The organism is Sphingomonas sp. SDUR79, from assembly GCF_056821745.1.
The window spans coordinates 1,932,232-1,955,083 of record NZ_JBPDIN010000001.1 but is presented as its reverse complement, the minus strand read 5'-3'; the positions used below and the strand labels follow the sequence as shown (position 1 = coordinate 1,955,083).

The following is a 22,852-nucleotide window of genomic DNA, read 5'->3' as shown; positions in this document are numbered from 1 at the left end:
TTACCCCCGACAGACGATCCGGAACGCCGGATCCTTGGCCGGATTGGCGATCTTCTGACGCGGGCGTTTGCCGATCGGGAACACGCGCTCGCGCACGACCCGGCCGCGCGCCAGCAGGCGCTGGCCGCGCAATTCGGTAACCCCTGCGGCGCAGTCCATCGCTGCCGTGCCGATGATCGTACCCTCCACTCCGAGCGATGTCGTGCGGGTGCGGAACACACGCCATTTGCCTTCGCGTTTGATGCTCGCAGTGTCGATCGCAAAGGCGACGTTCGCCGCGCCCGGCACCGGCTTCCACGTCTGTGCGTTGGCGGGTAGCGCTAGGGCGATCAGGCCGAGCGTAATGGTGGCGCGGATCATTTGAGCGGCTTTCCGTCGCAGACGAAGTCGACGAGCTTGCGTGTGAACGGATGGTCGGGATCGGCCCGTTCGCGATTTTCAGGTGCGACGTCGGTTGTCTTGTCCGAATTCGCTTCGGTCAGGCGGATGATCATTGCCTGGCGCTTCACGCAGGATACCGACACGTCGATATAGATGTCGCGCGTGGCCGGGGTTTCGGCGGTATCGAGCAGGCGGATGACCTTCTCACCGCCCTCGTCCTTGACGCTGGTCGGATCGACGAACACCGGCCCTTGGCCCTTTTCCTGGAACCGGATCCATGGCGCCCCCGGCTCGCGGTCGAGGCACAGCCCGGCCGCGAACAACGGGAGCGCCATGCAGATCATGCAGCCAGCTTCCGCAGCACATACTGCAGGATGCCGCCGTTGAGGAAATATTCCAGTTCGTTGACGGTATCGATGCGGCAGCGGGTCAGGAAGGTTTCGGTGCTGCCGTCGGCGCGGGTCAGCTTGACCTCGACATCCTCACGCGGGCGCAGGCCCGAAACGCCGGTGATGGTGAAGGTTTCGTCGCCCTTGAGGCCGAGCGTTTCGCGGGTCACACCCTCGGCGAACTGCAGCGGCAGGACGCCCATGCCGACCAGGTTCGAGCGGTGGATACGCTCAAAGCTCTCGACGATAACTGCCCGGACTCCAAGGAGATTTGTGCCCTTCGCCGCCCAGTCGCGCGACGAACCGGTGCCATATTCCTTGCCGCCGATGACGACCAGGGGGGTGCCGTCGGCTTTGTGGCGCATCGCGGCGTCGTAGATTGGCATGACTTCGCCGTGATAGTGGGTCATGCCGCCTTCGATGCCGTCAAGCATCTGATTTTTAATGCGGATATTGGCGAAGGTGCCGCGCATCATGACTTCGTGGTGGCCACGACGCGCGCCGTAGCTGTTGAAGTCGGCCTTGCTAACCTGATGTTCTTGCAGCCATTTTCCGGCCGGGCTGTCCGCCTTGATCGAGCCGGCGGGGGAGATGTGGTCGGTGGTGATCGAATCGCCGAAGATCGCCAGCGGCTTGGCTTCGATGATGTCGGTCACCGGCTTCGGGTCCATCGTAAGTCCCTCGAAATACGGGGGATTTGCGACATAGGTTGACCCGGCGCGCCAGCTGTAGGTGGCGGAGCCGGTGACGTCGATGGCCTGCCAGCGTTCGTCGCCGGAAAACACGGTCGAATATCTCGAAACGAACATGTCGCGGGTTAGCGCGCCGTCCATCACCGCGCGGATTTCGTCATTGGTGGGCCAGATGTCCTTCAAGTAGACAGCCGCGCCGTCCGAGCCGGTTCCGATCGGGGTCGTGATGAAATCCTGAACCACGGTGCCCTTGAGCGCATAGGCGACGACCAGCGGGGGCGAGGCGAGGAAGTTGGCGCGCACGTCGGGCGACACGCGGCCTTCGAAGTTGCGGTTGCCCGACAGGACCGACGCGGCGACGATGTCGTTGCCGTTGATCGCGGCCGAAATCGGCTCGGCCAGCGGACCCGAATTGCCGATGCAGGTGGTGCAGCCATAGCCGACCAGGTTGAAACCGACCTGGTTCAGATAATCCTGCAGCCCCGCCTTGATCAGATAGTCGGTCACGACCTGCGACCCCGGGGCGAGCGAGGTCTTGACCCACGGCTTGGGGCTGAGGCCCTTTTCGACCGCCTTCTTGGCGACGAGGCCGGCGGCGATCAGCACGCTGGGGTTCGAGGTGTTGGTGCAGCTGGTGATCGCGGCGATCACGACGTCGCCGTCGCCGATGTCATGGTCGCGACCCGCGACCGGCACGCGGACGGCCTCGTCCTTCTTGTAGACCGAGGTCAGGTCGGCGTTGAAGACGTCATCGACGCTGCCCAGCAGCACCTTGTCCTGCGGACGCTTCGGCCCGGCGAGCGACGGCTGGACGCTGCTAAGATCGAGTTCGAGCACGTCGGTGAACACCGGCTCTGCATTCGGGTCGAGCCAGAAGCCCTGTGCCTTGGCGTAGGCTTCGACCAGCGCGACATTCTCTTCCGAGCGGCCGGTGAGGCGCATGTAATCGAGCGTCTTGTCGTCGATGCCGAAGAAGCCGCAGGTCGCGCCATATTCGGGCGCCATGTTGGCGAGCGTCGCGCGGTCCGCGAGGCTGAGCGAGGCGAGGCCCGGGCCGAAATATTCGACGAAGCGGCCGACCACGCCGCGCGCGCGCAGCATCTGGGTGCAGGTCAGCACGAGGTCGGTCGCGGTGATCCCCTCGGCCAGTTCGCCGGTGAACTTGAAGCCGACGACTTCGGGGATCAGCATCGACACCGGCTGGCCGAGCATCGCGGCCTCCGCCTCGATCCCGCCGACGCCCCAGCCGAGCACGCCCAGGCCGTTGATCATCGTGGTGTGGCTGTCGGTGCCGACGCAGGTGTCGGGATAGGCGACCAGATCGCCGTCCGGCGTGGTCGACGACCACACCGCCTGCGCGATATTTTCAAGGTTCACCTGATGGCAGATGCCGGTGCCGGGGGGGACGACCTTGAAATTGTCGAGGCTCTTGCTGCCCCATTTCAGGAAGTCATAGCGCTCCATGTTGCGCTGATATTCCAGCTCGACGTTATCCTCGAACGCCTGGGGCGTGCCGAATTCGTCGACCATGACCGAATGGTCGATGACGAGGTGGACGGGCACCTGCGGATTGATCTTCGACGCGTCCGCGCCGAGTGCGTTCATCGCGTCGCGCATCGCGGCCAGATCGACCACGCAGGGCACGCCGGTGAAATCCTGCATCAGCACGCGCGCGGGGCGATACTGGATCTCACGCTCCGGCGCCTTCGGGTTGTTCTGCCAGTCGACGATCGCCTGGGCATCCTCCGTGCTGACGGTCACGCCGTCTTCGAAGCGGAGCATGTTTTCCAGCAGCACCTTCATGCTGAACGGCAGACGGCTGACATCGCCCAGCTTCTCGGCCGCCTTGGCAAAGCTGAAATAGGTGTAGCTCTTGCCACCCACGGTAAGCGTGTCACGCGTCCCGAGGCTGTCCTGACCGATGGCTGTCATGTGCGGGTCCCTTTCCCTGTCGTGTTGACGCCGGGCGTCACGGGGAGGCGGCAAATGCCGCGCGAGCGCGCCGGTGTGCGAATGCGAAGATTCGCGTGGCCGATAGCAGGCAGGGGGCGTGGGGGGAAGGGGAGGGGAAACTTCACCGTTTAAGCCGGAGTGGATGCACTCCCACGCAGCTCAGGCGGACCCAATAGACGGCGGTATAGCTTTGAACTAGCTTGCTCAGGAAAGTACTTTTGGTTTGGTCGAGAAGTTACTGCGGTTGGAGCGGTTCCATAATGGCGAGCAAGAGAGTTGAGCACCGTTTTGGCGGCGTTTGGACAGAAATCAAGCTGAAGGCTCTTACAGAGTATCTCGATTTTTATCAGAAAGCGTTGCGAAATCAGTCATTCGAGACGTGGTATATTGACGCCTTCGCTGGAACAGGAGATCGCCATGCTGAACTTCAGCGAGGTGGGATATTCGAAGGTCAGCCTATCGAGCATTTCGAACGGAATCTGGATGGAAGTGCCAAGAAAGCACTCGGAATAGATCCGCCCTTTGCGCATTATTGGTTTGCCGAGCAGCACCGGCGACGTAGCCAACAGTTGCTAGCGCTTCGGAATGAGTTTGCACTGGATATCCAAGTGACCCACGGGGAGGCCAATGCGGAACTTTGCAAGCTATTTTCACGCCGGCCATGGTCAGGAGGGCCGAACGCTCAGAGACAGCGTGCTGTCGTTTTTCTCGATCCATACGGAATGAGCGTAGATTGGGACACGTTACGAATGCTCGCAGAGACGAAGCGTGTTGATGTTTGGTATCTTTTTCCCCGCAAGGCCGTCGTGCAGCAGTTGGCACATGACATAAGGGGTGTGGATGAGAGCAAACGAGCCAAGCTAGCGCAGATTTTTGGTGGAGATCAGTGGGAGGAGCAATTTTACAAAGCTAGGCCAGCGCAAACATCGCTCTTCGATCCCGTGCCCGATCAAACGAAAGGGCGGGCAGCTTCAGCTTCTGAAATCGCTGCCTTTGCGAAGCAGAGGCTTGGAAGCTTGTTCTGCTACGTGTCTGATCCGCTCCCGCTGATCGTGAAGGGTAGCGACTTCTTTGAGCTGTACTGCTTATCCAACAATCCGCGCGCTATCGATCTCATTAAGCGGGGCGTCAATCACGTCATGCGGAAATATACGCCGGCATCTCATCGTAGGTCCGGCCACCCAACAGGCGGCCTGTAGCCTTCTTGTTGGTGCCGCCCCATTGCTTGAAGAAAAAGGCGGTGTCGAACCGGCGGCACAGGCGCTCAATCGCCCAAACCCAATCTTCATTCATTGGGCGAGCCGCCGGCCCCGACTCACCGCCGACGATCGCCCACGCAATCCCATCAAGGTTAGGCGAGCCAATCGGGCCGATCAGCGGCTCAAATGAAATGAACCGAATTGCTGCGGGCGTACGTTGAAGGTGTTCGATCCGACCAACCACGTCGCCACTCTCTACGCTCGTTCCCAGCCAAGCATTTGGAAGCACGTCGAAGCCGGGCTTGGACAGGACTTCACGCATTCGGTCCGGACGCTTCGTGAGCAACTGGTAGTCATGACGGGGCGTCGACCGCATCACGTCCCACACCTTACGAATGAACTCTTCGGGCACCTCATCGTGAAACAGGTCCGACATCGAGTTGACGAAAACCTTGCGAGGCGACCGCCACTTGAGAGGGACTTCAAGCGATGTCTCGTCACAACGGACTTTTCCGGTCCACTTTGCTCGCCCGCCGGACTTTCGAGTTAGGCCTGAATACTTCTGAACTCCCATCGCTTCCAGCCGCGCCGCCATACGCATCGCGTAGCAGTTCGTGCAGCCTGCGGACGCGAGCGAACACCCGGCGACGGGGTTCCACGTAGCATCTGTCCATTCGATAGGAGAGTTCTCAGACATGGTTAGAAAATATAAATGAATCATAGCGTTAGGCAAGGGTCGCTAAGTGATTCCAATGGTTCGAAATTCCAAAATACTTAGCTGGGAGGAATGACTGGTGTACGCACAGGTATCCCCTGCCTCGGGCCCCCTCCACCAGCCTGCGGCTGGTCCCCCTCCCCGTTCCGGGGAGGATCTCTGTTCCCAAAATGTTCTTTCCTACAAGCCCCGTCGCGTATAACTGGTTCCCCCTCAACGTGACGGACGGGGTGGGGGATGATCAAGCGACCTTATATGCGCTGGACGCAGGATACCGAGACGGCGTTTCTGCTGGCGCTGCGACAGACCGGGACGGCGCGGGCGGCGGCGGATGCGATTGGGCGGTGCGCCCAGTCGGCCTATACGCGGCGGCGGCGGCAGCCGGAGTTTCGCGAACGCTGGGACGCGATGGTGGCGGAGTGGCAGGCGCAGTGGATCGAGCAGCGCGGCACGAAGGTCGCGGAGACTGCGCCGCGCGAACGCTGGGACGGGTGGTCGGACGTGCGGCGGCGGGCGTTTCTGCGCGCGCTGGCCGAGACGGGCGGGATTGCCGAAGCTGCGGAACGGGTGGGGATGTCGCGCAGTGCGGTGACGCGGCTGAAGACGCGCTCACCCGAATTTGCAGCGGCGTGCGAGGCGGCGCTGGCGCGGGCGCTGCCGTGCCTGGAGCAGGTGGCGTGGGAGCGCGCCGTCGAGGGCTGGGACGAGCCGATCGTCCATGGCGGCAAGGTGACGGGGACGCGGCGGCGCTATTCGGAGACACTGCTGCGCACGCTGCTGGTCCGCGAACAGGCGGCGCGGCAGGCGGAGCGGGTGGTGGCGGCGAAGGCGCGGACCGTGCCTGAGTTTGCGACGCGGGACGAGACCGACACGGCATTGCTGAAGGCGCTGGACCGGATCGCTCAGGCGCGGCGGCGTGAGGCGGTGGTGCGGGCCGATGCGTGGCAGGAGTATGAGCGCGCGGTGATCGCGGGGGAGCGGCCGGGGCTGGTGCCGTGAGCGCGGCTGACAGCGCCCGGCACCTTAATTGCCGTCGGCGTCCACCATGAACTGCACCGGTTTGCCCCGTGTGGTCGGTTCCCATCCCGCCGCCAGCGCGGCGCGGATGCAGCGCGTGATTGTCGCGTCGTCGAGCTGGAGACGACCGGGCGGCAAGCCCTTCATCAGCCGCTTGGGCGGGGGGAATTCCACCAGCGCCTCGCGTCTGGAATCGCGCTGTTGCAGGGAGAGGGTCATGCCCCGCCACCCTTCGTCATCGGACAGATGCGGTTCGCGTTGCAGGTGCCAATCGTAGAGGATGCCATCGACCTGGACAGCGCCGCCCTTGCTTTGAGATTTCGACATAGGCGCGGCCCTTAGCATGACCGATCCGGTCGGGCCTAGTCGAACGTCGGCCCGTGGTGCGGGTTGGAGTGCGGATCGCTGCTGTTGCTGCTGCCGGTTGCCGCCGAGGGCGAAAGCTGATTTGAGGCTTGGCCAGAGGGGCATCGACGCCGTTTGCGCGGCGCGACGCGCGGGCAAGGGTAGAGCGGCAGGGATTTGGATCTTCAATGAATTATCGCCATTCCTTCCACGCCGGCAACAGCGCCGATGTGGTGAAACACAGCCTGTTGATCGCTCTGGTCCGCGCGTTGCAGCTGAAAGAGGGCGCACTGACGCTGATCGACACCCATGCAGGGTGCGGGCTCTATGACTTGGGCGGTGAGGAGGCGCAGCGCACCGGGGAGGCGGCGCAGGGGGTGGTGCGGGTGTTTGCCGACGCGAACCCGTTGCTGGACGATTATCGCGCGGCGGTGCGGGCGGTGAATGTCGGGGCGGAGCCGCAGCTCTATCCCGGATCGCCGCGGGTGCTAGCGCAACTGCTGCGCCCGCAGGACGTGCTGATCCTCAACGAAAAACATCCCGAGGACGCGTATGCGCTGCGCGGGGCGATGCGGGGCACGCCGGCTGCAGTGCATGAGCGCGATGCGTACGAGCTGTGGCTGGCGATGCTGCCGACGCGCACGCCGCGCGGGGTGGTGGTGGTCGATCCACCGTACGAGCAGACCGACGAGCGCGCCCGGATCACGGCCACGCTCGCCGCAGCGCACCGCAAATGGGCGCATGGCGTGACGGTGATCTGGTATCCGCTGAAAGACCGCGCGACGCATCAGCAGTGGAAGACCAGGCTGCGGAACCTGCGCATCCCGAAATTCCTGGTCGTCGAGCATTGGTTATATGATGCCGATCAGCCCGGCATCTATAATGGCGCGGGCCTGTTTATCGTCAATCCGCCCTATGCCTTTACGCAAGCGCTGCCGCCGGTGTTGGAAGCGCTCCGCGCCACGCTTGCGCCGGACGGGCATCGCGGCGTGATCTCGGCCGGCTGGCTGGACGGTTGAGGATTCGTGCCGGTCCTCCCCTGGCGGGGAGGATCGATTCCACGCGGTCGGATCAGAACGTGTCCCACGGATCGCCGCCCGCGACGGCCAGCCGGGGGGCCGGGGCCGGGGCTGGCGCGGCCGGACGCGGCGTCTTGCGGGCCGGCTGGCGTGCCGGGGCTGTGGCGGTCGCGCGGGGCGTGTTGGTGCCGCCGACGTTGAACTGGCCGGCCTGTCCGGCGAGCATTTCCACTTCGCGCGACAGGTTCCGGGCGGCGGCGGAGGTTTCCTCGACCATCGCGGCATTCTGTTGCGTCGACTGGTCCATCGAGGAGATGGCGACGCTGATCTGGCGGATCGCGGTCGCCTGTGCCTCGTTCGCGCTGGCCATGTCGGCGAGGAGGACATGGACTTCGCCGACATCGCCCGAGATGTTGGCGAAGGCGGAGTCGACGTTGCGGACCATGTCGACGGCGGTGCCGATATCGGCCTGGGTCGTGGTCAATTGTTCGCGGGCGCGGCCGGCCTCTTCCTCGGCGCGCATGGCGAGGGCGGAGACGAGGTCGGCGACGACGGCAAAGCCGCGACCGGCTTCGCCCGCGCGGCCGGCTTCGACCGCGGCGTTCATGGCGAGGACGCGGGTCTGGAAGGCGATCTTGTCGAGGCCCTCGATCACCGTGTCGATGCCCTTGGCGCTGTCGCTGACGCGGGTCATTGCCTGGACCGCTTCTTCGGTGGTGGTGCGGCCGGTGGCGACGCTCTGAATCGCGCCATCGGCGCGGGTGACGGTGCGCTCGGCGGCTTCGGCATTGGACTGCAGGCGCTCGCGCATCTGCGACACGGCGGCGGAGGTCTGTTCGAGGCTGGCGGCATTGGCTTCGGTGCGGCGGGCGAGATCCTCGGACGCGTGGGCGATTTCGGTCGAGCCGGTGGTAATGCTGCGCGTGCTGTCCATGACCGAGCCGATCAGGTTGCGCAGCGACGCCAGCGCGGCGTTGAAATTGTTCTTGAGTTCGGCATAGGCCGGCGGGAATTCGGTGCGGATATCGGCGGTGAAATCGCCCTGGGTCAGCGATTGCAGGCTGGAGCGCAGCGTGGTCACGACCTCGGCCTGCTCGGCGGCGCTTTCGATCTGGGCTCTGGCAGTGTCGCGGAAGGTGAACATCGCGCGGGTCATGCGGCCGACGCAATCCTGATAGTCGGTATAGGCGATCGGACTGTCGAGATCGCCGGCTGCCAGCGCCTCCATGCGCACGACGGTGTTGACATAGGGATCGCAGATCGCCTTGCGGAACTGCAGGCTGAGCGCACCGGCGACGATGGCGCAGACGGCGTTGATCGCGGCGGCGACCCAATCGCCTTTGGCTAGTTCGATCAGGCCGGTGAACAGGATCAGGCCGACCAGTGTTCCGAACGCCACCAGTGTCTTTTGGCGGATTGGCGCAATCGCCTCGAACCAGTGCATCATCGTTGGGCCTTTCGCGTCATTCTGCATATGAATCGAATGATCTATAGCCGGGGAGTGCTGCCGCTGGTCTCCGGGGTGGAACCTTGTTGGTGTCGCATACATCCGGACCTCTCGGTTGCGTGCCAAATTATCTTTTATTATCAATATCTTGGGTGAGTTTTGGTAGGAGTTCGGTGGTGTTGGCCCGCAGGTCCGAATTTACCATTTGTTGAAGCCTTTGACCTCTTCTGGAGGGTCTGGCCGGCATGGCGGAGGGCGTCGCGCCCATTTCCCATTTCCCGCGCGCGTCGCATCGCCTAACGCTCACGGCATGACTTTTACCGCGAAAATCCTGCTGCTGGGCTCCGGGGAACTGGGGCGTGAGTTTGTTATCTCTGCCAAGCGTCTGGGGGCGCAGGTGATTGCGTGCGACGCCTATCCCGATGCGCCGGCGATGCAGGTGGCGGACGGGTGCGAGGTATTCTCGATGCTCGACGGCGATGCGCTGCGCGCGGCGATCGAGCGGCATGCGCCCGACCTGGTGGTGCCCGAGATCGAGGCGATCCGGACGGAGGTGCTGGCGGAGGTCGAGGCGGCGGGGGTGAGCGTGGTGCCGTCGGCCCGCGCGACGATGATGACGATGAACCGCGACGCGATTCGCGAGGTGGCGGCGGTCGAATTGGGGCTGCGCACGTCGCGCTATCGCTATGCCGAGAGTTTGGAGGAGGTGCTGGCGGGGGCGGCGCATACGGGGCTGCCGTGCGTGATCAAGCCGGTGATGTCCTCGTCGGGCAAGGGGCAGACGACGGTGCGCGAGGCGGAGGGCCTTGAGGCGGCGTGGGACTATGCGGTCGCCAATATGCGCGGCGACCGGCGGCGGGTGATCGTCGAGGAGTTTGTCGATTTCGATTACGAGATCACGCTGCTGACGGTGCGGACGCGTGAGGGCGTCGTGTTCTGTCCGCCGATCGGGCACCGGCAGGAGCGGGGCGACTATCAGGAAAGCTGGCAACCGGCGGCGATGACGCCGGGCGCGATCGCGGCGGCGCAGGAGATGGCGCGCAAGGTGGTCGACGATCTGGGCGGATACGGGCTGTTCGGGGTCGAGTTCTTTGTGAAGGGCGAAGAGGTGATCTTCAGCGAGCTGTCGCCGCGGCCGCATGACACGGGGCTGGTGACGCTGATTTCGCAGAATTTGACCGAGTTCGACCTGCATGCGCGCGCGGTGATGGGGCTGCCGGTGCCGGAGGTGGTGCTGCGCGGGGCGGCGGCTTCGGCGGTGATCCTGGCGGATCGGGACAGCGAAGGGCCGGGGTACGCGGGACTGGCGGAGGCTTTGGCGACGCCGGGCGGCGAGGTGGATGTGCAAATTTTCGGGAAGCCGACGACCCGGCCCTATCGGCGGATGGGGGTGGCGCTGGCGCTGGCGGGGGATGTGGATAGCGCGCGGCGCGTGGCGGTAGAGGCAGCGGGAAAAGTGCGGATCGTCTATCGCTAGAGGTCGCGCGGGTTAAACGGGCGGGTGGCGAGGGTTTGGTGGAGGAAGGCGAGGATTGCGGCGCGGTCGCTGCGCGCGTGGCTGTTGCCGACCCACAGAATGAAGCCGCCGACTGCCAGCATGAAGACGGGCACGACCACGAACATCAGGGCGTGAAGTCCGACCCCCTCGGCGAACGAGGCGGCGAGCATGGTGAGGCCGATCACCAGAAACAGCGACACGAAGCCGAACCAGCAGCCGAAGAACACGAATACGCTGCGCGGCCCACCGATCCGGCCGCGGATCCGGGTGCCACCGGCATGGGGCTGCATGGTCGCGACGAGGCGGGTCTTCATGTCGTTGCGGAAATTGGGGCGGTGGACCCAGAGGGTCATGTCATGCTCGGTCCCCGTGCCGAGCACGCATTGCGGGGAGTCGGGTGTCTTGTCCTCCATCGCCGCCTTCAGCCGGGTCGCGGCGTTGACCGGGGCGTGAGGCGAGATGAGGTCGATCCGCGCCATTGCCGAACTCAGGGCGCGACGATGGTGAAGCCGGGGAGCGGGGCGGGTTCCGCATGCTTGTGGTACATGTCGATATAGACCGACAGGGGCGCGGCACCGGCGCACTGGACCGTGTAGAGGTCGAGGATGTTGTGATAGGGGCCGATCCCGGTGCTGCCCTGACGTTCGAATGCGGGGGCATTGCCGTCGGCGCAACGCAGGCGGGCGAGATAGCCGCGCTCGCCCTCCGGCCCCTTGGCGCGGACCGGATTGTTTTCGCTGCCCAGGGGGTGCGCCTGTGCGGCGGTGATCGCGGTGCGCAGCTTCTTGCCCTTGAGGCCGTCGAAATATTGGGCCAGCGCGGGCTGCGCACCGATCAGGGCGATTGTGGCGGCGGTCAGCGCGATGTTCGTGAGCTTCATCCGATGTCCCCGACGCGGTTCGGGCGTGAGACTATCGTGCGGCGGCGCGATCTCAAGCGGTTGATGGCGCGTCGACGATCCAGTCCCAATGGCAGCGGCTGTTCGGGGTCAGTTTGAGCGCGGCGTTCATCGTCTCGACCGCGCCGGGGGCAAGGACTGTGACGAAAGCGCCCTGATCGACCCAGAGAGCGGCAAAGCGCCGATCGGGCGGCATGTGCCCGGAAATCGCGGGATGGAGGCCGGTCGGGAAATATTTGAAGTGATGTTCTTCGGTGAAGGTCAGCGGCGCGCCGTTGATCGTCATCGTCGCGCTGGTCCGGACGGTGCGCGCGTCGGGGTCTGTGATCTCCTGAGTGACCTGAAGGTCGACGATTACGAGCGCGCCGGCGGACAGGCGCTCGAGGTCGCGGATCATCGCTTCGATGACCTCAGCCGGAGTTTCGACCTGGATGTCGTGGAGGACGAGATTGCCGAGGTGCGGCGCAGGGTCGAAGCCGGGGTGGTAGTATTCGGCCTCCAATAGCGCGAGCAGGATCAAGTCGGGCTGAATCGACCAGTCCATTTCCGCTGCCCCGGCGTAGAGCAGTGCGGGGTCGGGCGGGGTCGGAGCGAAGACGCCCGCCTGTGCCATCACCTTGACCGCGCGGCGGACCTGGGCCTGTTTGTTGGCCGAGAGTTCGGGAGGCGGCCCCTTATGGTGGACGGGCTTTTCCGGCGCGCGGGACTTGCCCGACCGCGATCGGCCAGTGCGCTGCTGTGGGCGATAGCCCAGCAGTTGCGCGCCGACCGCGACGATTCCAACCGCGCCGAACGCGATGCTGAGCCAGCCGATCCAGACAAGCCTGACCCCCGCCAGCATCATCGCGAGTGGAATCGCGACGAACAAGATGCTGAAGGCGAATGGCAGCAGCAGTGCCGCCGTTTCCGGATCAGGCCTTTTCAAGCAGCCCCTCCTTGGCGATCTTGTCGCGCCAAACCAACGGCGCAAGCTGGTGGACGTTGTTGCCCTCGGCATCGACCGCGACCGTCACCGGGAAGTCCTGCACTTCGAATTCGTAGATCGCTTCCATGCCGAGGTCTTCGAAGCCGACGACCTTGCTGCCCTTGATCGCGCGGGCGACGAGGTAGGCAGCGCCGCCGACGGCCATCAGGTATGCGCTCTTGGCGTCGCGGATTGCGTCGGTGGCGGCGGGGCCGCGTTCGGCCTTGCCGACCATCGCGAGCAGGCCCTGGTCGAGCATCATGCGGGTGAATTTGTCCATGCGCGTCGCGGTGGTGGGGCCGGCGGGGCCGACGACTTCTTCACCGACCGGATCGACCGGGCCGACATAATAGATGACGCGGCCCTTGAATTCGACGGGCAGGGGTTCGCCCGCCGCGAGCATGTCGGCGATGCGCTTGTGCGCGGCGTCGCGGCCGGTGAGCATCTTGCCGTTGAGGAGGAGGCGGTCGCCTTGCTTCCAGCTTTGCACGACTTCTGGCGTCAGCGCATCGAGATCGACGCGGATCGCGGCCTTGTCGGGGGTCCAGTTGACGTTGGGCCATTCGTCGAGCTTGGGCGCTTCGAGATAGGCCGGGCCGGAGCCGTCGAGGGTGAAGTGCGCGTGGCGGGTCGCGGCGCAGTTGGGGATCATCGCGACCGGCTTGCCCGCGGCGTGGCAGGGGGCGTCCATGATCTTGACGTCGAGGATGGTGGCGAGGCCGCCCAGCCCCTGTGCGCCGATGCCGAGTGCGTTGACCTTGTCGAAAATCTCGATGCGCAGCGCCTCGAGGTCGTTCTGGGGCCCGCGTTGCTTTAGGCTGGCCATGTCGATCTGTTCCATCAGCGCCTTTTTGGCGAGCAGGACGCAATGTTCCGCCGTGCCGCCGATGCCGATGCCGAGCATGCCGGGCGGGCACCAGCCGGCGCCCATCTGGGGCAGCATTTCGAGCACCCAGTCGACGATCGAGTCGCTGGGGTTCATCATCTTGAACTTGGACTTGTTCTCGCTCCCGCCGCCCTTGGCCGCGACGTCGACATGCACCTTGTCGCCCGCGACCAGCTCGACATGCAGGACGCAGGGGGTGTTGTCGCGGGTGTTGCGGCGGGTGAAGGCGGGGTCGGCGAGGACCGAGGCTCGCAGCTTGTTTTCGGGGTGAAGATAGGCGCGGCGCACGCCTTCATCGACCACGTCCTGAAGGCTGCGGCTGGCGTCGTCGAGGCGGCAGTCCATGCCCCATTTGACGAAGACGTTGACGATGCCGGTGTCCTGACAGATCGGGCGATGCCCCTCTGCGCACATGCGGCTGTTGGTCAGGATCTGGGCGATCGCGTCCTTGGCGGCGGGGGACTGTTCGGCCTCATAGGCGACGCCCAGAGCGCGGATATAGTCCATCGGGTGATAGTAGCTGATGAACTGAAGCGCGTCGGCGACGCTGTCGATGAGGTCGTCGGTCTTGATCGTAGCCATTGCCTGTCCCTGTCCACTTTTGTCGGTTCCTTTAGCGGATGACAGGCGGGTTTCCAGCCGCTAACCGCCACGCCGTGTTCCGGGGGCTGATCCTTTCGCATCGCTGGTGGGCGGCCGCGCTGATCGTGCTGGCGCTGGCGATGAAGCTTGCCGTGCCGGCGGGGTTCATGCCGGTCGAGCAGGCGGGCAAGATCGTCGTGATGGTTTGTACCGGCATGGGCCAGCAGCAGGTCGAAATCGACGTGCCAGGGATGCCGGTGAAAGAGGATGGCGCGACGCGGGCGGCGGGGCAGCCGTGCGCCTTTGCCGGGCTGGGGCTGGACATGATGCCGGGGGTGGACCCGGTGCTGCTGGCCGGGGCGCTGGCGTTTATCCTGGCGCTTGGCTTTGTTGGCGTTGCGGTGGTGCGCGTCGATCGGGCGCGGCAATATTGGCCGCCGCTGCGCGGGCCGCCGCTGATTTCCTGATCCCTTCGTAACCTCACACGAACCAGCGCGCGGGACGACGATCCTGCGCGCCGATCAGGAATGCCCATATCATGAAGACTGAATTTGCGGTCGCGCTGCTTGCGGCCACTTGCCTTGCGACTCCGGCGCTTGCCAATGACAGCGACCAGGTGCCGGTGATCATCGTCACCGCCAAGGCCAATCCCGAAGACCCGCCCGTCGTGGCCGAGGCGCGCGCGCGGCTGGCGCGGACGCCGGGGTCGGTGTCGGTGGTGGCGGCCGAAGCCTATGAGGACCGGTTCGCGGTCGGGACGCCGGACATCCTGCGCGACGTGCCGGGTGTGTTGGCGCAGAAGCGCTATGGCGAGGAAGGGCGGTTGTCGATCCGCGGATCGGGGCTCGACCAGAGCTTTCACCAGCGCGGCGTGATGCTGGCGCAGGACGGCGTGCCGTTCGCCGATGCCGACGGCTTTTCGGACTTTCAGAAGATCGACCCGCTGGGGGCGCGCCTTGTCGAAGTCTATAAGGGCGGTAATGCGCTGCGGTTCGGTGGGGCGCAGCTGGGCGGGGCGATCAACTTCGTGACGCCCAATGGCAAGACCGCGCAGTCGCAGGTGCTGATCCGCGTCGAGGCCGGGACCGACGACAGCGTGCGCGGGGTCGCGCAGGTTGCGGGGAGGTCTGACGCGTTCGATTTCTATGCCGGGGTCAATGCGTTCCACACCGATGGCTATCGCGTGCAGGGGTATCAGGACCAGATCCGCGGCACGCTCAACCTTGGCTACAGCTTTGGTGACGGGAATGAGGTGCGCGCGATCCTCTATGCCGCCGATGTCTATCAGGGTGTGCCGGGGACGGTGACGCTGGATCAGGCGCTGACCAATCCGCGTGCGCCGGGGACGACGGCGGTGTTGCAGAATCAGCGGCGCAATCAGGGGGTGTTTCGCGGGACGCTGCAGACGCGGCTGCGGCTGACGGACTCGTTGGTGTTCGAGGGCGGGGTCTATGCGACGCAGACCGACCTGTATCACCCGGTCGGCATCTTCATTGTGCAGGACACCGATACGCAGGGCGCGTTCGGGCGGTTCGACTGGAAGGGCGAGCTGGGCGGGATGAAGGCCGACCTGTTCTTTGGCGCATTCTACCGCGAGGGCGGGACCGAGCAGGATCTGTTCGTCAATGCGGCGAGCGCGCAGGGGGCGCGGATCGGCGATGCGCGGCAGATGGCCAATGCACTCGACCTGTTCGCCGAGGGGCGGCTGTTCGTGACCGAGGGGCTTGCGCTGGTCGGCGGGGCGAGCTGGGGCCATGCCGGGCGCGATTATCTGAACCGGTTGAACGGGCGCACGGCCGAGCAGGATTATGAATGGTTCGCGCCGCGCATTGGGCTGCTCTACGAGACTGGCGATGCGCAGGTGTATGCGAACGTCACCCGCTCGGTCGAGCCGCCGCATTTCGGGGCGCTGGCGCAGACCAATTTGCTGGGATCGGTGTTCTCGCCGCTCGACCCGCAGCGCGCCTGGACCGCAGAGATCGGGACGCGTGGGCGCAACCGCGCGGTGGCGTGGGATGTCACCGCTTATCGGGCGTGGGTGAAGGGGGAGTTGCTGAGCTTCCTGACCTCGCCGACGATTCCTTCGACGATCTTCAACGCCGACAAGACGGTGCATCAGGGGATCGAGGCGAGCCTGGATTGGTGGATCCTGGATGGGTCGGTGGGGAAGCTGCGGCTGCGGCAGACCTATGCCTTGTCCGACTTCCGGTTCGATGGCGATGCGGTGTACGGCGACAACCGGCTGCCGATCGCGCCGGTGCATGCGTACCGGGCGTCGCTGCGCTACGAGGGCGGGAGCGGGTTGTTCGTTGAGCCGAACCTCGACTGGCGGCCGCAATCGACTTGGGCGGATTATCGCAACACGATGCGGGTGCCGGGCTATGCGCTGCTGGGCGTCGGGGCCGGGTTCGAGCTGGGCGGGGTGACGCTGTTTGCCGATGCCCGGAACCTGACCGACAAGCATTATGTGTCGGATCAGTCGGCGGCGATCACCGCGACGGCGGCGAGTGCGATCTTTCACCCCGGTGAGGGGCGGAGCGTGATGGTCGGGTTGCGGACGCGATTTTGAGGTGTGACTGACAAATCCTCCCCCGCAAGGGGGAGGTGGGGCGCGAAGCGCCTCGGAGGGGGAGGACGCACGACGGCTGTTTGGTCGTCCTCCCCCTCCGTCAGCCTTCGGCTGCCACCTCCCCCTGGCGGGGGAGGATTGCGTTGCTCGCCGGACACCCGCCATCCCGGACTCCACTCACGCTGCCGGTGCCGAGGATGATCTTGGCGCGGCGGGAGAAGGTTAGGGCTTGCCAGCGGCCGGCATTGCCGGTGGCGGTGCGGCTGCGCAGATAGGTGAGGTGGAGCAGTTCGAACTGTTCGTCGTCGATCTGTCCGGCGTCGATCAGGCAGGTCCATTGCTGGATATTCCACGCATAGTCGCGGCTGACGCCGTCCTGATCGACCGCTTCGCTGAGGCCCTGATACCAGGCGAGCATTGCTTTGAGCCGGGCGGGGCGGTCGGCGGGGGTGAGGTTCGCGAGTTTACGGCGGAGGCGGGCGGCGTCTTCGTCTCCGGGCAGGGTCTTTTGCTGGACGCGGGTGTCGATCGCCCATTTGACCTTTCGCGCAGTGATCGGGCCGGTCGGCCAGAGGCGATAGAGTTCGGCGCGGACTTCGAGGAGCAGGGCGACATAGGTGTCGGTCTGGACCTGAAGCATCGCGTCATGGTCGAAGATGGCGGTGAGCTCGGCGATGGCGGTCGGGTTGAGTTTGCCGTCCTCGCCGTGCGCGGCGAGGATGCCGTCGCGGCACTTCTGGCGGACGGGGGTCTTGAGGCAGTCCTTGGAGAAGAACAGCTTGCCGTAAGTTGGAGCGAGTTCCTTCAACGTGCGTTTGAAGCGGCGGCGGCTGTGGAAGCTGTCGCGCCAGGCGGTGAGGACCGGTTGCAGGCTGCCGGTGCCGTAATTCCATTGCGACATGCCGACCGAGACCAGCATCGAATCGAAATTGCCGACCGGCATCGCCCAGCAGCCCATGGTTTCGGGGATCGATGTTTCGCGCATTCGGGCGAAGATCGCGGTGCGGTCGAGGCCGATATCGGCGAGTTGGGTCGCGGCCTGCGGGGCGATGGTGATGTGGGGGGTGTCGGCGACTTCGCGGCAGGGGGGACGGTCCTGCGCGGCGGCGGGGAGGGCCCATCCCAGAACCAGCGCGGCGGTGATCCACTTCATTCGCCTTCCCCCTCGTCATTCCCGCGAAGGCGGGAATCCATTGTGGCTGCCGCAAAGCTTTACACAAGGTCAGCCTGAATGGATCCCCGCCTTCGCGGGGATGACACAAGGGGGCTGTTACAGCACGTAGCGGCTGAGGTCGGTGTTGCGGGCGATGCTCGCCAGCTGGCTGTCGACATAGGCGGCGTCCACCACGAGGGCAGTGCCGCTGCGATCCTCGGCGTCGAAGCTGACTTCTTCAAGCAGCTTCTCCATCACCGTCTGGAGGCGGCGGGCGCCGATATTTTCGATCTCGCCATTCACCTCCGCCGCGATGCGGGCGACGGCGCGGATGCCGTCTTCGGTGAAGCTCACATCGACGCCCTCGGTGCCGATCAGCGCGCGATATTGTTCGGGCAGCGATGCCTTGGTGTCCGAGAGGATCGCGACGAAATCATCCTCGGTCAGGCCCTTGAGTTCGACGCGGATCGGCAGGCGGCCCTGCAGTTCGGGCAGCAGGTCGCTGGGCTTGGCGACGTGGAACGCGCCGGACGCGATGAACAGGATGTGGTCGGTCTTCATCGGGCCGTATTTGGTCGCGACGGTGGTGCCCTCGATCAGCGGCAACAGGTCGCGCTGGACGCCCTCACGGCTTACGCTGCCACCGCGCACGTCGCTGACCGCGATCTTGTCGATTTCGTCGAGGAAGACGATGCCGTTCGCTTCGGCGTCGGCGAGCGCGACGCGGGCGACATCGTCCTGATCGAGGCGCTTGTCGGCTTCTTCCTCTACCAGCTTGGCCCAGGCGGCGTGGACGTTCATCTTGCGGCGCTTCAATTGCGGACCGCCCAGGCCCTTCATCATTTCGCCCAGGTTGATCATCTGCGGTCCCGCGCCGGGGATGTCGAACGGCATGCCGCCCGAGGCTTCGACCTCGATCTCGATCTCGGTATTGTCGAGATGGCCGGAGTTGAGGCGTTCGCGGAAGGCTTCGCGGGTCGCCTGGCTGCTGTCCTTGCCGGTCAGTGCGTCGAGCAGGCGGGTCATCGCCGCAGCCTCGGCCTTGTCCTTCACCGCCGTGCGACGGCGTTCCTTTTCCAGCCGGATCGCTTCCTCGACCAGATCGCGGGCGATCTGTTCGACGTCGCGGCCGACATAGCCGACTTCGGTGAACTTGGTCGCTTCGACCTTCACGAACGGGGCGTCGGCGAGCTTGGCCAGGCGGCGGCTGATCTCGGTCTTGCCGCAGCCGGTCGGGCCGATCATCAGGATATTCTTGGGCGTCACCTCGTCGCGCAGATCGGCGCGCAGCTGTTGGCGGCGCCAGCGGTTGCGCAGTGCGACGGCGACCGCGCGCTTGGCATCGCGCTGGCCGATGATGTGTGCGTCGAGCGCGGCGACGATCGCTTTGGGAGTCAATTGGTCGTTCATGGGGAAATTCGGGTCTTTCAACTTGGTTCGGTGGGAGCGCCGGGGCGGGCGGCGAGCGCCTGGGCGATCGGCTGGTCGATCCAGTCGATCATGATGCGCGGATAGGCGCGCGGCTGGCGGGTCATGCGGTCGAGTTCCTTGACCTCGTCCGGGGTCAGCGCGACGTTCACCGCGCCGAGATTATCATCGAGCTGGTGCATTTTGCTCGCGCCGAGCAGGATGCTCGACACCGGCTCGCGGTGCAGCAACCAGGACAGGGCGACCTGTGCCACGGTCGCGCCATGGCTGGCGGCGATGTCGCGGAGCCGGTCGATCACGGCAAAGCCCTTGTCCTTGTCGAACGGGATGCCTTCATATCCGGTCAGGCGGTCATCGACGTCGCCGGGATTGTCGCGGGTATATTTGCCCGACAGGAAGCCGCCGGCGAGCGGGCTCCACGCGGTGATGCCGAGGCCGTAATGCGCGGCGAGCGGGAAGAACTCGGATTCGATGTCGCGGCCGACCAGCGAATACATCAGCTGGCCATGGGTGAAGGGCGCCCAGCCATTGGCGCGCTGAAGTTCCATCGCCGCCGCGACCTTCCATGCCGGCCAGTTGGAGAAACCGAGATAGCGCGCCTTGCCCGCGCGAACGATGCTGTCGAGCGTCTGCAGCGTTTCTTCGAGCGGGGTGTTCCGGTCGTCGCGATGGACGATGTAGACATCGACATGATCGGTGCCGAGCCGCTTCAGGCTCTGGTCGATCGACCAGTTGAGGTGCGCCGCCGACAGGCCGGAACGGTTGAGCGGGGCACCCGCGCGCCAGCCGGCCTTGGTCGCGATCACCACTTCATCGCGGCGCGGGGCGAGGATCTGGCCGAGCACCTGTTCGGATTCGCTTTCCGAATAGATGTCGGCGGTGTCGAAGAAGTTGATCCCGGCATCGAGCGCGCGGCCGATCAGCGCGGCGGCGTCGGCGCGGCCGGTCTTGGCGATGGCGGGGATGCCGCCACCCAGCGTGAAGGTCATCGTGCCGAACGAAAGGCGCGAAACGATGAGGCCGGTATTGCCGAGACGCGAATAGAGCATGGTCTTCCTCTCCCCCGTGGTCGTCAGGCCGTGGCGTCGAGGCTTTCGACGGTCAGCCGATCATTGGTATAGACGCACAGCTCGGCGGCGATGGCCATGGCCTTGCGGCACATGGTTTCGGCATCGGGCTCATATTCGGCGAGCGCGCGGGCGGCGGCGAGAGCGAAGTTTCCGCCCGATCCGATCGCGGCGACGGTTCCATGCGGGCCGGCTTCGGGTTCCAGCACGTCGCCATTGCCGGTGACGATCAGCGTCGTCGACTTGTCCGCGACGATCAGCATCGCTTCGAGGTTGCGGAGATATTTGTCGGTGCGCCAGTCCTTGGCCAGTTCGACCGCGGCGCGGAGCAGCTGGCCCTGATGGCGTTCGAGCTTGCTTTCCAGCCGTTCGAACAAGGTGAAGGCATCGGCGGTGGCGCCGGCGAAGCCGGCGATGACGCTGCCGTCACCCAGCGGGCGCACCTTGCGGGCATTGGGTTTCATCACGGTCGAACCCTGCGAGACCTGGCCGTCGCCGGCGATGACCACGCGGCCGTTCTTGCGCACGGAAAGGATTGTTGTGCCGTGCCACTGTATCTTGTCGCTCATGCGCCGGGATATGGGGAGGGGGTCTCGGCCTTGCCAAGACCCCCGGCGGAAACTGACGAAGTTACGCGGAACGACCGCGATTCTGTCAGCTTCTACTTCTCCACACCCTTGATCTTCCCCCACTGGCGCGCGGCGGTGTAGCCGAGATAGCCGGTGCCGAAGAGCGCGTAGAGCGATTCCGGGATGCCGGTGAGATAGGCGTTCATGGCGGCGGCGATGCCCTTGGCCATGTCGGGCTGGACCGCGCCGATCAGGCCCATCGGGATCGCCCAGAGCAGCAGCGCGTACATGACGTAGAGGAAGCTGGGTCGGGCGCGGCTGGTCCAGGGATCGGGGGATTGCGCTTCGGCGACGATGGCGGAGAGTTGGGTGCGGACCGCCTCCATCTCCTGCGTGCCTTGCAGCTTGAGCAGTTCGAGCTTGGCGGCGTCGCGCGCCTTGGGGTCGGGTATGATCTTGTCGATCAGGCCGGCGATGGGGCCGATCAGGCTGGCAATGACACTCATGATGGGTCTCCTGACAATGCTGACGAAATTGCAGGCTTACGAACCGATGCGGTTCGCGAGCCAGCCGTAGAGAAAGGCTTCGTTGGCGGGGCGACTTTCGGCGAGCGCGATGTAGCGTTCGCCCTGCAGCGCCTCGACCGCCTTGAGCAGCACGCGCTCGCCGGGCGGGCCGCGCGTGTCGAGAAAGGCGGCGAGCGCGGCGAGGGTGATGGGGCCGATCTGGCCGTCGACACCCATGTCGGGATAGTCGCGGCCGTTGCGGTTGAGGCCGTTGAGTGCGCGTTGCAGGAAGCGCGCGGCGACCGCTGGGCCCATGTTGACGCCGGTGTCGAACAGCTCGGCGGCGAGGGCGGGCGCGCGTTCCGCCACTTGGTCGAAGCGCGGGCGGAGCCAGTAGAGGCGGCGGTAGATCGCAGCGGCTTCGCTGCGCGGGAAGACGCGCATGTCGCCGGCATAGCCATGCGCGCGGGCGACCCGTTCGGTGACTCCCCAGCGCGTTGGGCCGCCGCGGTCGGCGGGGTGGTCGCTATAGCCGCCCTCGTGGGCGATGACGTCGTCGATAAGCTGGTCGATGGTCATGTTTTGTTCCTCCTTCGCCGACTCGTGATAACCTATATGGTTCGTTGTAGGAAAGGGGTGTTTGCGCACAAAGACACGAAGCCACGAAGTGAAGAAGGTGAGGCCGCTTCGCGGCTTTGGCTCCTTGCGCGGTTGCGTTCAAAACGGGCTTTGTGGCTTCGTGGCTTTGTGCGAACGAAAACCATGGCCAAGACACGACCCGATCAGCTGCTTGTCGAACGCGGGCTTGCCGAGAGCCGGACGCGGGCGCAGGCGTTGATTCTGGCGGGGCTGGTGTTCAGCGGCGACAAGCGCGTCGACAAGCCGGGGCAGCCGATCGCGCCCGATGCGCCGCTGACGGTCAAGGGCCGCGATCATCCCTGGGTGTCGCGCGGTGGGGTGAAGCTGGCGCATGGGCTCGACCATTTCGGGATCGACCCGGCGGGCATGGTGGCGATCGATGTCGGATCGTCGACCGGGGGCTTTACCGATGTGCTGCTGAGCCGGGGCGCGACCCGCGTCTATGCGGTGGACAGCGGGACCAACCAGCTGGCGTGGAAGCTGCGCCAGGATGAACGGGTTGTGGTGCATGAGCAGACCAGCGCGCGGGTGCTGACGGCGGCGCATATCCCGGAGCCGATCGACATCGTGGTGTGCGATGCGAGCTTCATCGCGCTGTCCAAGGTGCTGGAGCGGCCCTTCGCGTTCGTGCGCGAAGGGGCGTGGGTGGTCGCGCTGATCAAGCCGCAGTTCGAGGCGGGGCGCGGCGAGGTCGGCAAGGGCGGCGTGGTGCGCGATGCCGCGGTGCATGAGCGGGTGTGCGCCGAAGTGGTCGGCTGGCTGGAAGGGCTGGGCTGGAGCGTCGCGGGGGTGACGACCAGCCCGATCACCGGGCCGGAGGGGAATGTCGAATTTCTGGTCGCGGCGCGGGCCGGGGCGGCGGGGGAACTGGCCTGAATCCCGTTTTGGGTAAGTGCAAACTCGTATGACGATTCTGTGACTCGACAGCGCGGGTAA

The 22,852-nt window shown here is 65.3% G+C and carries 23 protein-coding genes; 7 read left to right on the top strand and 16 right to left on the bottom strand.

Translation table 11 applies throughout. From position 1 onward, the window contains the following. The 3 genes from ACRYLO_RS09620 to acnA are packed head-to-tail and all read right to left on the bottom strand — an operon-like array spanning nucleotide 1 to nucleotide 3,394. On the bottom strand, nucleotides 1–360 hold the full coding sequence (locus tag ACRYLO_RS09620; RefSeq protein ID WP_482659945.1) for a hypothetical protein: 360 nt from the start codon (nucleotides 358–360) through the stop codon (nucleotides 1–3). Next, nucleotides 357–725, bottom strand: a complete 369-nt coding sequence (locus ACRYLO_RS09615) for a hypothetical protein (protein ID WP_482659944.1) — start codon at nucleotides 723–725, stop codon at nucleotides 357–359. The genes ACRYLO_RS09620 and ACRYLO_RS09615 overlap by 4 nt, the downstream gene beginning before the upstream one ends. Continuing rightward, on the bottom strand, nucleotides 722–3,394 hold the full coding sequence (gene acnA, locus ACRYLO_RS09610; RefSeq protein ID WP_482659943.1) for an aconitate hydratase AcnA: 2,673 nt from the start codon (nucleotides 3,392–3,394) through the stop codon (nucleotides 722–724). The genes ACRYLO_RS09615 and acnA overlap by 4 nt, the downstream gene beginning before the upstream one ends. Before the next feature lie 281 nt (nucleotides 3,395–3,675). Here acnA and tcmP point away from each other — a divergent pair, with 281 nt between their 5' ends. Beyond that, nucleotides 3,676–4,614: a three-Cys-motif partner protein TcmP gene (gene tcmP / locus ACRYLO_RS09605; RefSeq protein ID WP_482659942.1), complete on the top strand. Its 939-nt coding sequence runs from the start codon at nucleotides 3,676–3,678 to the stop codon at nucleotides 4,612–4,614. On the opposite strand, the gene ACRYLO_RS09600 is transcribed toward tcmP, so the two are convergent. Next, nucleotides 4,553–5,311, bottom strand: coding sequence for a DUF5131 family protein (locus ACRYLO_RS09600; RefSeq protein ID WP_482659941.1), 759 nt, complete (start codon nucleotides 5,309–5,311; stop codon nucleotides 4,553–4,555). The genes tcmP and ACRYLO_RS09600 overlap by 62 nt on opposite strands. A gap of 255 nt (nucleotides 5,312–5,566) precedes the next feature. Between ACRYLO_RS09600 and ACRYLO_RS09595 the strand changes: the two genes are divergently transcribed. Beyond that, entirely contained in the window at nucleotides 5,567–6,328 is a 762-nt protein-coding gene (locus tag ACRYLO_RS09595; protein ID WP_482659940.1) for a helix-turn-helix domain-containing protein, read from the top strand. Between the two features lie 24 nt (nucleotides 6,329–6,352). On the opposite strand, the gene ACRYLO_RS09590 is transcribed toward ACRYLO_RS09595, so the two are convergent. Further along, entirely contained in the window at nucleotides 6,353–6,673 is a 321-nt protein-coding gene (locus ACRYLO_RS09590) for a hypothetical protein (protein WP_482659939.1), read from the bottom strand. A 206-nt stretch (nucleotides 6,674–6,879) separates the two neighbouring features. Here ACRYLO_RS09590 and ACRYLO_RS09585 point away from each other — a divergent pair, with 206 nt between their 5' ends. Then, nucleotides 6,880–7,710, top strand: a complete 831-nt coding sequence (locus ACRYLO_RS09585) for a 23S rRNA (adenine(2030)-N(6))-methyltransferase RlmJ (protein WP_482659938.1) — start codon at nucleotides 6,880–6,882, stop codon at nucleotides 7,708–7,710. A 52-nt stretch (nucleotides 7,711–7,762) separates the two neighbouring features. Here ACRYLO_RS09585 and ACRYLO_RS09580 read toward each other — a convergent pair whose 3' ends face one another. Beyond that, nucleotides 7,763–9,154, bottom strand: coding sequence for a methyl-accepting chemotaxis protein (locus tag ACRYLO_RS09580; RefSeq protein ID WP_482659937.1), 1,392 nt, complete (start codon nucleotides 9,152–9,154; stop codon nucleotides 7,763–7,765). Between the two features lie 313 nt (nucleotides 9,155–9,467). Here ACRYLO_RS09580 and purT point away from each other — a divergent pair, with 313 nt between their 5' ends. Continuing rightward, nucleotides 9,468–10,634, top strand: coding sequence for a formate-dependent phosphoribosylglycinamide formyltransferase (purT, locus tag ACRYLO_RS09575; protein WP_482659936.1), 1,167 nt, complete (start codon nucleotides 9,468–9,470; stop codon nucleotides 10,632–10,634). On the opposite strand, the gene ACRYLO_RS09570 is transcribed toward purT, so the two are convergent. From ACRYLO_RS09570 to ACRYLO_RS09555, 4 genes are read right to left on the bottom strand one after another with little or no spacing between them, the layout of a single operon-like run. Beyond that, nucleotides 10,631–11,134, bottom strand: a complete 504-nt coding sequence (locus tag ACRYLO_RS09570) for a hypothetical protein (protein ID WP_482659935.1) — start codon at nucleotides 11,132–11,134, stop codon at nucleotides 10,631–10,633. The two genes, purT and ACRYLO_RS09570, sit on opposite strands and share 4 nt — an antisense overlap. Before the next feature lie 8 nt (nucleotides 11,135–11,142). Further along, the gene (locus ACRYLO_RS09565) at nucleotides 11,143–11,535 is read right to left on the bottom strand and encodes a hypothetical protein (protein WP_482659934.1); all 393 of its coding nucleotides are present in this window, start codon (nucleotides 11,533–11,535) and stop codon (nucleotides 11,143–11,145) included. 52 nt (nucleotides 11,536–11,587) lie between these two features. Then, a complete protein-coding gene (locus ACRYLO_RS09560; protein WP_482659933.1) occupies nucleotides 11,588–12,478 on the bottom strand; it encodes a hypothetical protein in 891 nt (296 codons plus the stop codon). Next, nucleotides 12,465–13,985, bottom strand: a complete 1,521-nt coding sequence (locus ACRYLO_RS09555; RefSeq protein WP_482659932.1) for a fumarate hydratase — start codon at nucleotides 13,983–13,985, stop codon at nucleotides 12,465–12,467. Before ACRYLO_RS09555 ends, ACRYLO_RS09560 begins: the two co-directional genes overlap by 14 nt. Nucleotides 13,986–14,059: 74 nt before the next feature. Between ACRYLO_RS09555 and ACRYLO_RS09550 the strand changes: the two genes are divergently transcribed. Together ACRYLO_RS09550 and ACRYLO_RS09545 are read left to right on the top strand one after the other, a co-directional pair. Continuing rightward, nucleotides 14,060–14,452 carry a hypothetical protein gene (locus ACRYLO_RS09550; RefSeq protein WP_482659931.1) on the top strand — a complete coding sequence of 131 codons (393 nt, stop codon included), beginning with the start codon at nucleotides 14,060–14,062 and terminating at the stop codon, nucleotides 14,450–14,452. A 71-nt stretch (nucleotides 14,453–14,523) separates the two neighbouring features. After that, nucleotides 14,524–16,554: a TonB-dependent receptor family protein gene (locus tag ACRYLO_RS09545; protein ID WP_482659930.1), complete on the top strand. Its 2,031-nt coding sequence runs from the start codon at nucleotides 14,524–14,526 to the stop codon at nucleotides 16,552–16,554. Between the two features lie 100 nt (nucleotides 16,555–16,654). Here the strand turns inward: ACRYLO_RS09545 and ACRYLO_RS09540 are convergent, their stop codons facing one another. The 6 genes from ACRYLO_RS09540 to ACRYLO_RS09515 form a co-directional block, all read right to left on the bottom strand. Further along, on the bottom strand, nucleotides 16,655–17,707 hold the full coding sequence (locus ACRYLO_RS09540; protein ID WP_482659929.1) for a hypothetical protein: 1,053 nt from the start codon (nucleotides 17,705–17,707) through the stop codon (nucleotides 16,655–16,657). A 117-nt stretch (nucleotides 17,708–17,824) separates the two neighbouring features. Beyond that, entirely contained in the window at nucleotides 17,825–19,117 is a 1,293-nt protein-coding gene (gene hslU / locus ACRYLO_RS09535) for an ATP-dependent protease ATPase subunit HslU (protein ID WP_482659928.1), read from the bottom strand. 17 nt (nucleotides 19,118–19,134) lie between these two features. Further along, nucleotides 19,135–20,184 carry an aldo/keto reductase gene (locus tag ACRYLO_RS09530; RefSeq protein ID WP_482659927.1) on the bottom strand — a complete coding sequence of 350 codons (1,050 nt, stop codon included), beginning with the start codon at nucleotides 20,182–20,184 and terminating at the stop codon, nucleotides 19,135–19,137. Between the two features lie 23 nt (nucleotides 20,185–20,207). Next, the gene (gene hslV / locus ACRYLO_RS09525) at nucleotides 20,208–20,771 is read right to left on the bottom strand and encodes an ATP-dependent protease subunit HslV (RefSeq protein ID WP_482659926.1); all 564 of its coding nucleotides are present in this window, start codon (nucleotides 20,769–20,771) and stop codon (nucleotides 20,208–20,210) included. A 92-nt stretch (nucleotides 20,772–20,863) separates the two neighbouring features. Further along, on the bottom strand, nucleotides 20,864–21,277 hold the full coding sequence (locus ACRYLO_RS09520; RefSeq protein WP_300500351.1) for a holin family protein: 414 nt from the start codon (nucleotides 21,275–21,277) through the stop codon (nucleotides 20,864–20,866). Between the two features lie 36 nt (nucleotides 21,278–21,313). After that, nucleotides 21,314–21,856 (bottom strand): glycoside hydrolase family 108 protein, encoded by a 543-nt coding sequence (locus tag ACRYLO_RS09515; protein WP_482659925.1) that lies wholly within the window; start codon nucleotides 21,854–21,856, stop codon nucleotides 21,314–21,316. Nucleotides 21,857–22,039: 183 nt separating this feature from the next. Here ACRYLO_RS09515 and ACRYLO_RS09510 point away from each other — a divergent pair, with 183 nt between their 5' ends. Next, nucleotides 22,040–22,792 carry a TlyA family RNA methyltransferase gene (locus tag ACRYLO_RS09510; protein ID WP_482661710.1) on the top strand — a complete coding sequence of 251 codons (753 nt, stop codon included), beginning with the start codon at nucleotides 22,040–22,042 and terminating at the stop codon, nucleotides 22,790–22,792. Nucleotides 22,793–22,852 lie beyond the last annotated feature (60 nt).

What these genes read in the sequence shown, in the direction of transcription:
- ACRYLO_RS09510 (WP_482661710.1), top strand. Translation starts at nt 22,040, where the DNA reads ATGGCCAAGACACGACCCGATCAGCTGCTTGTCGAACGCGGGCTTGCC.
- ACRYLO_RS09545 (WP_482659930.1), top strand. Translation starts at nt 14,524, where the DNA reads ATGAAGACTGAATTTGCGGTCGCGCTGCTTGCGGCCACTTGCCTTGCG.
- ACRYLO_RS09615 (WP_482659944.1), bottom strand. Translation starts at nt 725, where the DNA reads ATGATCTGCATGGCGCTCCCGTTGTTCGCGGCCGGGCTGTGCCTCGAC.
- ACRYLO_RS09530 (WP_482659927.1), bottom strand. Translation starts at nt 20,184, where the DNA reads ATGCTCTATTCGCGTCTCGGCAATACCGGCCTCATCGTTTCGCGCCTT.
- ACRYLO_RS09595 (WP_482659940.1), top strand. Translation starts at nt 5,567, where the DNA reads ATGATCAAGCGACCTTATATGCGCTGGACGCAGGATACCGAGACGGCG.
- ACRYLO_RS09585 (WP_482659938.1), top strand. Translation starts at nt 6,880, where the DNA reads ATGAATTATCGCCATTCCTTCCACGCCGGCAACAGCGCCGATGTGGTG.
- ACRYLO_RS09515 (WP_482659925.1), bottom strand. Translation starts at nt 21,856, where the DNA reads ATGACCATCGACCAGCTTATCGACGACGTCATCGCCCACGAGGGCGGC.
- acnA (WP_482659943.1), bottom strand. Translation starts at nt 3,394, where the DNA reads ATGACAGCCATCGGTCAGGACAGCCTCGGGACGCGTGACACGCTTACC.
- ACRYLO_RS09570 (WP_482659935.1), bottom strand. Translation starts at nt 11,134, where the DNA reads ATGGCGCGGATCGACCTCATCTCGCCTCACGCCCCGGTCAACGCCGCG.
- ACRYLO_RS09620 (WP_482659945.1), bottom strand. Translation starts at nt 360, where the DNA reads ATGATCCGCGCCACCATTACGCTCGGCCTGATCGCCCTAGCGCTACCC.
- ACRYLO_RS09520 (WP_300500351.1), bottom strand. Translation starts at nt 21,277, where the DNA reads ATGAGTGTCATTGCCAGCCTGATCGGCCCCATCGCCGGCCTGATCGAC.
- ACRYLO_RS09580 (WP_482659937.1), bottom strand. Translation starts at nt 9,154, where the DNA reads ATGCACTGGTTCGAGGCGATTGCGCCAATCCGCCAAAAGACACTGGTG.
- hslU (WP_482659928.1), bottom strand. Translation starts at nt 19,117, where the DNA reads ATGAACGACCAATTGACTCCCAAAGCGATCGTCGCCGCGCTCGACGCA.
- ACRYLO_RS09555 (WP_482659932.1), bottom strand. Translation starts at nt 13,985, where the DNA reads ATGGCTACGATCAAGACCGACGACCTCATCGACAGCGTCGCCGACGCG.
- tcmP (WP_482659942.1), top strand. Translation starts at nt 3,676, where the DNA reads ATGGCGAGCAAGAGAGTTGAGCACCGTTTTGGCGGCGTTTGGACAGAA.
- purT (WP_482659936.1), top strand. Translation starts at nt 9,468, where the DNA reads ATGACTTTTACCGCGAAAATCCTGCTGCTGGGCTCCGGGGAACTGGGG.
- hslV (WP_482659926.1), bottom strand. Translation starts at nt 20,771, where the DNA reads ATGAGCGACAAGATACAGTGGCACGGCACAACAATCCTTTCCGTGCGC.
- ACRYLO_RS09540 (WP_482659929.1), bottom strand. Translation starts at nt 17,707, where the DNA reads ATGAAGTGGATCACCGCCGCGCTGGTTCTGGGATGGGCCCTCCCCGCC.
- ACRYLO_RS09600 (WP_482659941.1), bottom strand. Translation starts at nt 5,311, where the DNA reads ATGTCTGAGAACTCTCCTATCGAATGGACAGATGCTACGTGGAACCCC.
- ACRYLO_RS09565 (WP_482659934.1), bottom strand. Translation starts at nt 11,535, where the DNA reads ATGAAGCTCACGAACATCGCGCTGACCGCCGCCACAATCGCCCTGATC.
- ACRYLO_RS09590 (WP_482659939.1), bottom strand. Translation starts at nt 6,673, where the DNA reads ATGTCGAAATCTCAAAGCAAGGGCGGCGCTGTCCAGGTCGATGGCATC.